We start from the raw sequence: 11,470 nt of genomic DNA on the forward strand, positions 1-11,470 counted from the left end.
TAACCCTCTCCTGCAAAGAGAGGGAACTTTCATTGCTAATTTTTTTGATGACGAATAACTTTCCCAAGAGATCGATTCAAAAAATCACCCAGCCAACTCTTTCTCTAACTTCACCAAACAATCAGATGTAATATCCGCAATGGTTTTTGCACCTGTTAAGGTCATCGCAACACGCATTTCTTTATCAATCAGTTCTAAAAGATTGGAAACACCTTCACCACCTGCTGCACCGAGCGCATAAACAAAGGCGCGACCGAGCATACAGGTATCCGCACCCAAAGCCAGCATACGCACCACATCTAAACCATTTCGAATACCTGAGTCCGCAAGAATTTTAATATCGCCTTTTACGGCATCGGCAATTGGTGGCAATGCACGCGCTGAAGATAAAACCCCATCGAGCTGACGGCCACCATGGTTTGACACCACGATGCCATCTGCACCAAAACGCACAGCATCTTTGGCATCTTCAGGGTCAAGTATGCCTTTAATAACCATCGGTCCATCCCAAAATTCACGAATCCACTCAAGATCTTTCCATGAAATTGATGGGTCAAAGTTATTACCCAACCAGCCGATATAATCTTCTAAACCTGTTGGTTTGCCCAAGTATTTAGAAATATTCCCTAAGTCATGCGGACGACCTAATAAACCCACATTCCATGCCCAGTGTGGATGGAAACACGACTGCATATAACGGCGCATGGCTGCATTTGGCCCGCTCATCCCTGAGTGCGCATCACGGTAACGCGCGCCCGGAACAGGCATATCCACGGTAAACACTAAAGTTGAACAGCCTGCAGCTTTGGCACGTTCTAAGGCATTTTTCATAAAGCCACGGTCACGTAGCACATATAACTGAAACCACATGGGACGCTGAATCGCTGGCGACACCTCTTCAATAGGACATACTGAAACGGTAGACAGCGTAAATGGAATGCCCTTTTTATCTGCGGCTACTGCTGCTTGAACTTCGCCGCGGCGTGCATACATTCCCGTTAAACCCACAGGTGATAAAGCCACAGGCATTGATAAGGTTTCATTAAACAGTTGGGTTTCTAAACTCAGCTGTGACATGTCATTCAGCACACGTTGACGCAACGCTATTTTTGATAAATCTTCTACATTACGCTTTAAGGTATATTCGGCATACGCCCCGCCATCGATGTAATGAAATAAAAATGGCGGTAAACGACGACGTGCCGCTTCACGATAGTCATTGGCAGAAGAAATAATCATGCTTATATCCTGTTTAATCGACTGGCACGCTGACGACGAGCTTCTTCTTCATCAATCATGCGCACCTGTTGTACTACAAACTCAATGTGTCCACAGACTGCTTTACGTGCAGCTTCAGGATCACGACGTTCAATTGCATTCATGACTTGGAAGTGCTGATCATGCAATTGATCAAATCGGTGTGCTTCGCTATAAACTTTTCGACGACCTAAAACGACATTAAATTGCAACAGATCAAATAGACCACGCATCATCTGAATCAACACTAAATTATGTGATGCTTCAGCAATTGCTAAATGAAATTTGGCATCTGCACGCGCTGCTTCATCGTCATTGCCTAAAGCCTGAAAATGATTGATCTGATCATAATAATGTCGGATATGTGCCAAGTCCTCTGCTGTAGCACGTTGTGCCGCATACCATGCAGTACCACCTTCTAAAATAATGCGCGCCTCTTGCACATCAAAACGGTAGGCAGGGTCTTCACTAATCAAACTGCTGATGGGCTGCACAATTTGATAACTCGACCAAGTCGCTGGTAATTGCTTTAAAAACGTCCCCGCACCCACTTTACTGACCAACACGCCCATGCTAGTCAATTGAGAAATCGCCTCGCGTAAAGAGGTGCGTGAGACGCCAAGTTGTTCACACAATTTCCGTTCAGCAGGCAGACGATCTCCAACTTGCATATTGCTTTGTTCAATCAATACACGAAGACTTTGAACAGTTTTATCAGAGACTTTCATCTGCTTTCCTTAACGTTGTTACACAATTCGTGTTATGGAATCATCCAAGGGAACACATAAGCTTGTAGGGTGATTAAAATCCCCATCATGATTGTGAACGTTATACTGTGTTTTACGGTAAAACGGAATAAATCCGACTCTTTACCTACCAACCCGACTGCCGCACATGCAATTGCAATTGACTGTGGTGAAATCATTTTCCCTGTCACACCGCCACTGGTATTAGCAGCAACGAGTAATACTTCTGGCACACCGATTTGTTGTGCAGTAGTCGCCTGCAATGCTGCAAATAGCGCATTGGCTGACGTATCTGAACCCGTGAGGAATACACCAAGCCATCCTAAAAATGGCGAGAAGAAGGTAAAGGCTTGACCTGTATGTGCAAGGGCCAAAGCCAAGGTCGAAGACATACCTGAATAGTTGGCGATAAAAGCAAAAGACAACACCATCCCAATCGAATAAATTGGAATTTTTAATTCATTAATGGTTTCACCAAAGGTCACAATCGCGTCTTTCGGCTTCATTTTTAAGAAAATAATGGTAATGATCGCAGCAATGACAATTGCCGTACCTGTTGCCGAAAACCAATCAAATTTATAGATGGCATCGTAGTCCTTCATTTCAGGTACGACTGGCGGCATCTTTTGAACCAATTGGTGTAAGAATGGCACTTTGATCGAAATAACCAAATCATGTAAAGCACCGTCTTTGGTAAATAAATCCTTAAACGGTTTAATACTCCAGATCGTGACCATCACCGTTAAGATCGCAAATGGCGACCACGCTTTTGCAATTTGACCCAAGCTATATTTTTGCTGTTTTTGTGCAGCCACATCTTCACTCATCGTCGCATCTTGATCTGCAAAGCGGAAAATATGTTTAGGCTGCCAATATTTAAATAAAATCGTTAATGACACTAAAGAGGCAATCGCCGCGGTAATATCGGGTAATTCAGGACCGACAAAGTTCGACGTTAGATACTGTGCAATCGCAAAGCTACTCGCCCCAACCACAACCGCAGGCCAAGTTTCCTTCACACCGCGCCAGCCATCCATAATCGCCATAATCCAAAACAGTACAATCGGCACCATAAATGGCAACTGTCGACCAACCATCTGACTGATTTCCATCGTATCTACACCAGACACTTGTCCAGCAACGATAATTGGAATACCCATCGCACCAAAAGCCACTGGCGCTGTATTTACGATCAGACAAAGACCTGCCGCATATAAAGGTTTAAAGCCTAAACCTACCAATAGTGCTGCGGTAATCGCCACAGGAGCACCAAAGCCCGCAGCACCTTCTAGGAAAGTACCGAAAGCAAAGCCGACTAATAGCATCTGTAAACGTTGATCTTCAGTAATGGAAAGTATCGAAGAACGGATGATGTCAAACTGCCCTGTTTTGACTGAGATTTTATACAGGAACACCGCACCAATAATGATCCATGCGATCGGCCATAAACCATAGAAAAAACCGTAGACCATCGAAGCCAATGCCATAAGCGCAGGCATGTCATAGGCAAATAAAGACACCAACAGTGCCAGTACAACGGTGATCGTACCTGCCACACTGCCTTTTAAACGAAATACAGCAAGCGCCAAGAAAAAAAAGATAATCGGAATGAGCGCAATTAAACTTGATATCCATATATTCCCCATTGGGTCATATATTTGCTGCCATTGAAGCATTGTCATCTCCTTGAAATGCTTACTAAGATTTAATTATTGAGCAATATCAGCATGTGGTCTTTTTATCATTGGTATGACCAATATAAATATTAAACACATAAAAACTCATACTATTGCTGAAATACTCCGCAATTTTTAATTATTTCAACTCAATCATTCAAGCTTTTCTTGTTTTTGGTATGACCAATATAAAATACAAAAACATTATTTTTCCGTTTAAAAACCTCCATATCAACTTTTAAATATCTGTTTTGTATTTATTATTTACAACTAAACTTTATAAAATATACTTTAGTCTAATAACCACGCTTTGTTTGACCTCAGTCTCATTTCAATGAAAAGCATAAAAACCAAATTAACCCAATAATGGTATGACCATTAATTTAAATCAAATAGATTTCTTTATATTTACATCCTATTCCATTCAGAAAACGCATTTTCCGCCCGCAAAAACTGGATGAAGTATTCACCAATAGATTTCAACGATCATTTTTTTCCACCTCATCGCTTGTATCTCATGATTTTTTAGAAAAACCCCGCAGAAAAGTGCTACAATCATGCACATATATGTATTCTTTCAGGCCACCCATTCTCGGTGCCTATATTTATATCGTTAGGATTAACAATGACTGATAATGCAACTATCTTGCAGAATGTCCCAGTTGGCAAAAAAGTTGGTATTGCCTTCTCTGGTGGTCTAGATACTTCAGCTGCGCTTTTGTGGATGAAACAAAAAGGTGCAGAACCTTATGCTTACACAGCAAACTTAGGTCAACCTGATGAAGACGACTACGATGCGATTCCAAAAAAAGCGGAAGCGTATGGCGCAGTTAAAGCTCGCTTAGTTGATTGTCGTTTACAACTTGCATTAGAAGGTATTGCGGCTATTCAATGTGGTGCTTTCCACATTTCAACTGGTGGTATGCCTTACTTCAACACGACTCCTCTTGGTCGTGCAGTTACAGGTACGATGCTTGTAACCGCAATGAAAGAAGATGATGTAAACATCTGGGGTGACGGTTCGACTTATAAAGGTAACGACATTGAACGTTTCTACCGCTATGGTCTATTGACTAACCCATCGCTAAAAATTTACAAACCTTGGTTAGACCAAACTTTCATTGACGAGCTAGGCGGCCGTGCAGAAATGTCACAGTTCCTGATCGACAATGGTTTTGACTACAAAATGTCAAAAGAGAAAGCGTACTCAACTGACTCAAACATGTTAGGTGCGACTCACGAAGCAAAAGATCTTGAATACCTTAATGCGGGTATCAAAATCGTAGACCCAATCATGGGCGTTGCGTTCTGGAAAGATGACGTAGAAGTAAAAGCTGAAGAAGTTTCTGTAACTTTCGAAGAAGGCTTCCCTGTTGCATTAAACGGCAAACGCATCGAAAACCCTGTTGAATTCATTCTTGAAGCCAACCGTATCGGTGGTCGTCACGGTCTAGGTATGTCAGACCAAATCGAAAACCGTATCATTGAAGCAAAATCTCGTGGTATTTACGAAGCTCCGGGTATGGCGCTTCTTCACATCGCTTATGAGCGTCTTGTGACTGGTATTCATAACGAAGACACCATCGAACAATACCGTATTAACGGTCTGCGTTTAGGTCGTCTTCTTTACCAAGGTCGTTGGTTCGATTCTCAATCATTAATGCTTCGTGAAACTGCGCAGCGTTGGGTTGCTAAAGCAATCACTGGTACTGTGACTTTAGAACTTCGTCGTGGTAATGACTACACTATTCTAAACACTGAATCTCCTAACCTCACTTATGAAGCTGAGCGTTTAACTATGGAGAAAGGTGACTCTATGTTTAGCCCTGCTGACCGTATCGGTCAATTGACTATGCGTAACTTGGATATCACAGATACTCGCGCTAAATTAGGTATCTACACAAACTCTGGCTTACTTGCAGTAGGTACAGGTTCTGCAGTGCCTCAATTAAAAGACAAAAACAAATAAGATTTGTTGAGTCATAAAAAACCGCGCATTTTGCGCGGTTTTTTATTGCCGATTTCAGAGAAGTTCTCAATTTTATTAAACATTAAGCCACATGTGCTGAACGAATCGACTGATAGTAAATTTGATTCCGGCCTAATTGTTTCGCACGATACAACGCCTGATCGGCAATATTTAACAGTTCATCCTTCGTCATATTTTCAGCACGATATACCGTAATACCCAAACTAATAGTGACGTGATTTGAAACCTGTGATTTGGCATGTGGAATTTCTAAACGATCGATTGCTTTATAAATATTTGACGCTACCGCATAAGCACCATGCGCATCGGTTTCAGGCAATAAAACCACAAATTCTTCACCACCATATCGCGCTACAAAATCCATATGTCGAATGGCATTTTTAATGGTTTTGGCAATGGTTGAAATTACATCATCGCCTTTTTGATGACCGTAGAAATCGTTATAGTTTTTAAAATGATCAACATCGATAAATAGCACAGCAAGCGAGGTGTTATTACGTCGAGATTGCTCATAAAAGGTATCAAGCATTTCATCAAAAGTACGTCGATTTGAAATCTTGGTTAATTCATCATGCTGACTTAAATGCAAAAGCTCTGTGGTATGAATACGATGGATTTTTTCACTAATATCCGCGCGCAGCATATTCAAAAAAATCATCCTTTCACGCGCACAGAGCATCTTACTGATTGCAAAACCCAATACACAGCTTCCAATCAGTACACGCCCCAACACCATCATATCAAATTTCACTTCTAATGAAAAAAGCATCAACATGGTGACCACAGCAGCCAACAAGCCAGACATCAACATTTGGACCGGTTTCACCCCCGTCAAAATGTAGCTCAAGATGTAAATCATACAAAGGATCATCATGGCCTGATGTTTAAGTGCTTCGGTATACACGGTCATGGTGAGCCAAGACATTGAAATAACTGCCCAAAACACTACAAACATACTAGCATGTGAAAAATAAGGCTTCAGACGGTCGTAACGAGCAAAGGCATATAAAGTCAGAAGACACAGCGCACCATTGAGCTGTCCAAGCAAACAATGAATAAAATCATGCACAAAATGCTGCTGATCAATAATCCAGTAATCTCCGGGAATGATCAGCATGGTGAGCACAAAGTAGATCAACACCCCCATCCAGAAAAAATGACGTATGTTGGTTTGCGCACGATCGAGGTTTAAAGTCCAAAATTGGGTTTCCAGTTTTTTAGGAAACATTTCCCCTACACGACGAGTTTGCCGTGTAATCAGTTCCTCTATTTTTTCTTTATCGTATTGCAACTTTGCAAGGTTATACTTGTATTCCATTTCCAAGCATTTATCTAATTCTTTTAGTCATTTAAAAATACCACAGTTTTATTCTTTATTTATATCTGTTCAGTCATTTGTACAGAAATCTCGTTACCATTTTCACATTATTTGCATTATCATTTGTTTTATTTCCAAGCTTGGAATCGCTGTGAATACGATTACTCTTCTTCAGCCAGATGATTGGCATGCACATTTACGTGACGGTCTAGCCCTAAAGCGTACAGTTCCTGATTTAGCACAACAATTCTCTCGCGCGATTTGTATGCCAAACACCGTACCACCGGTAAAAACCGTTGAAGAAGCAAATGCATACCGTGAACGTATCATAGCACATGTTCCTGAAGGCGTTCACTTTGACCCGCGTATGGTGCTCTATTTCACAGACAACACCCCAGCGAGTGAAGTTAAAAAAATTAAAGAATCTGAGCATGTTAATGCCATCAAACTTTATCCAGCAGGTGCAACCACGAACTCGGACAGTGGTGTCAGCGACATTAGTAAAGTCTATGGTGTGATTGAGCAACTCGAAGAACACCAAGTACCATTACTCTTACATGGTGAAGTGACGCATAACCATGTCGATATTTTTGACCGTGAAAAACGTTTCCTAGATGAAGTGCTATCTCCACTGTTAAAACAGTTCCCTAAATTAAAATTGGTGCTAGAACACATCACTACTAGTGAAGCTGCGCATTTTGTATTAGAACAAGACCGTAATGTCGCTGCGACAATCACACCGCAACATTTATTATTTAACCGTAATGACATGTTGGTGGGTGGCATTAAACCCCATTTCTATTGCTTACCGATTTTAAAACGTCAAACCCATCAGCAAACTTTGCTCGAAGTCGCGACCAGTGCGAACCCTAAATTTTTCTTAGGTACAGACAGTGCGCCGCACTCAAAAAATGCTAAAGAAAATGCATGTGGCTGTGCAGGATGTTATAGTGCACCAACAGCAATTGAGCTATACGCTCAAGCATTTGATCAAGTCGGTAAAATCGACCGTTTAGAAGGTTTTGCAAGCCACTTTGGTGCAGACTTCTACGGACTCCCTCGAAATACCAATACCATTACTTTGGTAAAAGAAGATCAAGTGATCCCTGAAAGTTTAGACTATTTGGATGGCGAAAAAATTATTCCGTTGTATGCGGGTAAGACCATCCAATGGAGAAAAGTGTGACAGATGAAACTCGACCAGTCATTGGTCAACGTTTCCGTGGATTCCTACCTGTTGTTGTCGATGTCGAAACAGCAGGTTTTAATTCACAGACCGATGCCTTACTGGAAATTGCAGCGATTCCTATTGTGTATGATGCAGAAGGTAATTTTGTACCGGGTGAAGCCCACCATGCACATATCAATCCATTTGAAGGTGCCAACCTTGACCGTCGTTCACTGGATTTTATTGGTGTAGATCCATTTAATCCGATGCGTATGGCCATGGCTGAAGATGAAAAATCAGCATTAAAACGTATTTTTAAGTCAGTGAATGAAGTACGTCGTCAACAAAACTGCACTCATGCTGTTTTAGTTGGTCACAATGCCCATTTTGATTTAGGGTTTGTACAGGCAGCTATTGCACGTACAGGGACAAAAAATCAAAATCCTTTCCATAGTTTTTCCGTATTCGATACAGTGACTTTGAGCGCTGTAATGTTTGGACAAACTGTGCTGGCAAAATCATGTATTCAGGCAGGTATTGAGTTTGATGGTAAAGAAGCACACTCTGCACTTTACGATACTCAGAAGACCGCTGAACTGTTCTGCTATATTTTGAATAAACTCGGCCCTCACCTACTTGACACTATGATGGCGGATCAATAAGATACCGCCATCTTCTAAACGTCCCTATCGTCTAGAGGCCTAGGACATCGCCCTTTCACGGCGGTAACCGGGGTTCGAATCCCCGTAGGGACGCCAATTCTTATTCAGACTTTCTCCAAGCTGAATATTCAAGTCTATTGAATACACATCACCATCTCTCCTGATTATTCAAAATTTTCATTGAATTTGTTGTGTATTAAAAAATCACTTATTGCAAATAATTCTCATTTCTATTGATTATTCTTGTAAATTTAATGATAATCGCTATCGTTTTTATCTGCATAATTATTGACAGCCATGCGCTTTGCCTATTCTCCCCTTAATATCGCAATTTTGACTGCTTTAGCATCTCAAACGTATGCAAATGAAAGCCAGATCTCCGAAGAAATCAAAACCAATACGGTGTCGATGACACCTATTGAGGTTGAAGTCAAAGCCAAGCAAGAAGTAGGTAAAACCGTCTACACCAAAGAAGATTTAGAAAAAACGCCGAATAGCTCAAAAAATATCACAGACTTTTTAAAAGTTAATCCAAATGTGCAGTTTAGCCGTGAACAACGTTCTGCAGATTCACAGGCTGAGCTACGACCATCCGAGATTTCTATTAATGGCGCGCAATCTTACCGAAATAAATTTGTAATTAACGGCGTCAATACCACCAATAACCTTGACCCTCTGGCAAGCGGCAACTCCTATTCAGGCAAGCTTGATGGTGGCTCACAAGGGATTGCCCTAAATACCGATTTAATTTGTAAATTAGAATTGATCGATAGTAATGTTTCTGCAGCATACGGCGAATTTACAGGTGGTGTAGTTAATGCTGAAACTTGTGCACCAAATACTGAAATTGGCAAAATCCACGGCTCCGTTACTTACGACTACACGGAAAGTGATTGGTCACGTTATCATTTTACCGATGAAGAAGAAGCTGCAGAGTTTGAAGATCCAACATCATCAAATAATAAAGAATATAAAAAACACGGCCTAAGCCTGAATCTATACAGCAAACTCTCTGAACAATAGGGCATCAATAGTTATGCCTCTAAACGTGAATCCATCGTTCCAGTAATGAGTGGTTTAGAAGATCGCAGTAAAGTCAAAAGCAAGCGTAATAATATCAACTTAGGAACTACCCTTTTTTACACACCTTCGGACACAATCAAAGCGAAGTTTGGCTTTGATTTAGGGGATTTGGACAGTCTAAATTTCGTTGATAAGCGAATAAATTCAAAAAGTATTAGCAATACAGAAACGCTGACATTTTTTGGTGAATTAGAAAGTAAACTCAATAATTCAACATTAAAACAAAATATTAGCTATCAAACGCTAAGCCAAGCACGTGAAAATGATTCAACTACCGGCATTCTTTGGAAGCAAACACCAACTAAAAACTGGAGTTCCAATCCTGGTGAAGGTGCCACAAGTAGTGATATTGAATTACACCAAGATACATTTTCGTATAGTCTAAAAAATGCGTTTGATACCATTCAGATTGGCAACAGCATGCAACAATTAAGCTTTGGTATGGGCTATGACTATTCTAAAGTTGCATGGGAACGGCCTAACGATGCCTATATGTATAATCAGCCTAAGACTTTTACATCTAGTTCAGGCATTAGCTGTACGGCAGGTGATATTCTTTGTGATGAAGCAACGGATGAAAATAACTATCAAGGCCAATATCAAACAAATGGCAAGTATTATCAAAAAGGTAAAGTTAATATTGACCAACAACGTGTGCATACCTTCATTGAAAACACATCGACTTGGGATAATTTTTCAGCGCGTATAGGTTTACGTGCAGATTATGACAGCTTGTCGAAAAATTTAAATATTGCACCTCGTACTGCCTTTAACTATAAACCGCTAAAAAATGATCTTTTGTCCTTCACTACGGGATGGAATCGATATTATGCAAACTATACCTTAGCCACTGAACTGCAAGATCAACTTGCATTTTTGGAATACAATTTAAAACGCACAAAAAATCAAACTGAAGACTATTGGACTCAAACTGGGTTATCAGATTTAATATTAGCTAATTCCAATATTCAACGTGCCAATTTAAAGACCCCTTATGCTGACGAAATTGTGTTTGCCATTAATAGCCAAGTTAAAAACTGGAACCTTGGTCTGAAATGGGTGAATCGCGATAGCAAAGATGAAATCACAAAAAATCGTTTTATTGATCCAACAACCAGCAATACCATCGATCATTTTGAATATAGTAATAGTGGTAAAGCAAAAGCTGACTTTTACACACTCACACTCAGAAATACGCTGCCAGTCGTATATAAAAACTCTCTGCACGGGTTTAACTTTGGCTTTGATTACACTGAATCAGAAAAAAATTATTTAGACTATTCTGAGTCATATAACGTTAACAGTAATACGGCTGCTGAAGATCGTGATATTATCTTTAACGGCAGCCTCATCCAATTTAATGAACGTCCTGTTGAAAATTTCAATCAGCCTTGGACTGCTCGTTTTGGTTGGGACATTGAGTTTTCAAATTTACCATTAAAGATTAGGGTGTGTTGACATTTACAGCCGATAAATTGAGCTAAAGAGGCAACCATATAAATATACAAGCTAAAGCAACAGCGCTTTGATAGTTACGTTTTAGCTTATCGTATCTTGTGGCAATTCCTCT

At 40.5% G+C, this 11,470-nt stretch carries 9 protein-coding genes, 1 tRNA gene and 1 pseudogene; 6 read left to right on the top strand and 5 right to left on the bottom strand.

The window, feature by feature from the left end:
* Positions 1-84: 84 nt before the first annotated feature.
* The 3 genes from lldD to lldP are packed head-to-tail and all read right to left on the bottom strand — an operon-like array spanning position 85 to position 3,685.
* Positions 85-1,239, bottom strand: coding sequence for an FMN-dependent L-lactate dehydrogenase LldD (lldD, locus tag FTU16_RS14430; RefSeq protein ID WP_180004197.1), 1,155 nt, complete (start codon positions 1,237-1,239; stop codon positions 85-87).
* 2 nt (positions 1,240-1,241) lie between these two features.
* Entirely contained in the window at positions 1,242-1,985 is a 744-nt protein-coding gene (gene lldR, locus FTU16_RS14435; RefSeq protein ID WP_180004196.1) for a transcriptional regulator LldR, read from the bottom strand.
* 32 nt (positions 1,986-2,017) lie between these two features.
* Positions 2,018-3,685: an L-lactate permease gene (lldP, locus tag FTU16_RS14440; protein WP_180004194.1), complete on the bottom strand. Its 1,668-nt coding sequence runs from the start codon at positions 3,683-3,685 to the stop codon at positions 2,018-2,020.
* Between the two features lie 619 nt (positions 3,686-4,304).
* Here lldP and argG point away from each other — a divergent pair.
* Positions 4,305-5,648 carry an argininosuccinate synthase gene (gene argG, locus FTU16_RS14445; RefSeq protein ID WP_078189146.1) on the top strand — a complete coding sequence of 448 codons (1,344 nt, stop codon included), beginning with the start codon at positions 4,305-4,307 and terminating at the stop codon, positions 5,646-5,648.
* Between the two features lie 82 nt (positions 5,649-5,730).
* On the opposite strand, the gene FTU16_RS14450 is transcribed toward argG, so the two are convergent.
* A complete protein-coding gene (locus FTU16_RS14450; protein ID WP_180010903.1) occupies positions 5,731-6,987 on the bottom strand; it encodes a diguanylate cyclase in 1,257 nt (418 codons plus the stop codon).
* A gap of 151 nt (positions 6,988-7,138) precedes the next feature.
* Between FTU16_RS14450 and pyrC the strand changes: the two genes are divergently transcribed.
* The 5 genes from pyrC (at position 7,139) to FTU16_RS14475 (ending at position 11,358) form a co-directional block, all read left to right on the top strand.
* On the top strand, positions 7,139-8,173 hold the full coding sequence (gene pyrC / locus FTU16_RS14455; protein ID WP_168379382.1) for a dihydroorotase: 1,035 nt from the start codon (positions 7,139-7,141) through the stop codon (positions 8,171-8,173).
* Positions 8,158-8,817 carry a ribonuclease T gene (rnt, locus tag FTU16_RS14460; protein ID WP_078192915.1) on the top strand — a complete coding sequence of 220 codons (660 nt, stop codon included), beginning with the start codon at positions 8,158-8,160 and terminating at the stop codon, positions 8,815-8,817. Before pyrC ends, rnt begins: the two co-directional genes overlap by 16 nt.
* 20 nt (positions 8,818-8,837) lie before the next feature.
* Positions 8,838-8,913: transfer RNA gene (locus FTU16_RS14465), tRNA-Glu, on the top strand.
* 201 nt (positions 8,914-9,114) lie between these two features.
* Positions 9,115-9,840: a Plug domain-containing protein gene (locus FTU16_RS14470; protein WP_180163525.1), complete on the top strand. Its 726-nt coding sequence runs from the start codon at positions 9,115-9,117 to the stop codon at positions 9,838-9,840.
* Between the two features lie 45 nt (positions 9,841-9,885).
* Complete coding sequence (locus FTU16_RS14475; RefSeq protein ID WP_180163526.1) at positions 9,886-11,358, top strand: hypothetical protein; 1,473 nt, start codon at positions 9,886-9,888, stop codon at positions 11,356-11,358.
* A gap of 22 nt (positions 11,359-11,380) precedes the next feature.
* Here FTU16_RS14475 and FTU16_RS14480 read toward each other — a convergent pair.
* Positions 11,381-11,470 (bottom strand): annotated as a pseudogene (locus FTU16_RS14480) (IS5/IS1182 family transposase); the annotation flags it as partial.

This window comes from Acinetobacter sp. YH12069, assembly GCF_013419675.1.
In the GTDB taxonomy this organism is placed as follows: domain Bacteria; phylum Pseudomonadota; class Gammaproteobacteria; order Pseudomonadales; family Moraxellaceae; genus Acinetobacter; species Acinetobacter amyesii.

What these genes read in the sequence shown, in the direction of transcription:
- FTU16_RS14470 (WP_180163525.1), top strand. Translation starts at nt 9,115, where the DNA reads ATGCGCTTTGCCTATTCTCCCCTTAATATCGCAATTTTGACTGCTTTA.
- FTU16_RS14450 (WP_180010903.1), bottom strand. Translation starts at nt 6,987, where the DNA reads ATGGAATACAAGTATAACCTTGCAAAGTTGCAATACGATAAAGAAAAA.
- lldD (WP_180004197.1), bottom strand. Translation starts at nt 1,239, where the DNA reads ATGATTATTTCTTCTGCCAATGACTATCGTGAAGCGGCACGTCGTCGT.
- lldP (WP_180004194.1), bottom strand. Translation starts at nt 3,685, where the DNA reads ATGACAATGCTTCAATGGCAGCAAATATATGACCCAATGGGGAATATA.
- lldR (WP_180004196.1), bottom strand. Translation starts at nt 1,985, where the DNA reads ATGAAAGTCTCTGATAAAACTGTTCAAAGTCTTCGTGTATTGATTGAA.
- argG (WP_078189146.1), top strand. Translation starts at nt 4,305, where the DNA reads ATGACTGATAATGCAACTATCTTGCAGAATGTCCCAGTTGGCAAAAAA.
- rnt (WP_078192915.1), top strand. Translation starts at nt 8,158, where the DNA reads ATGGAGAAAAGTGTGACAGATGAAACTCGACCAGTCATTGGTCAACGT.
- FTU16_RS14475 (WP_180163526.1), top strand. Translation starts at nt 9,886, where the DNA reads ATGAGTGGTTTAGAAGATCGCAGTAAAGTCAAAAGCAAGCGTAATAAT.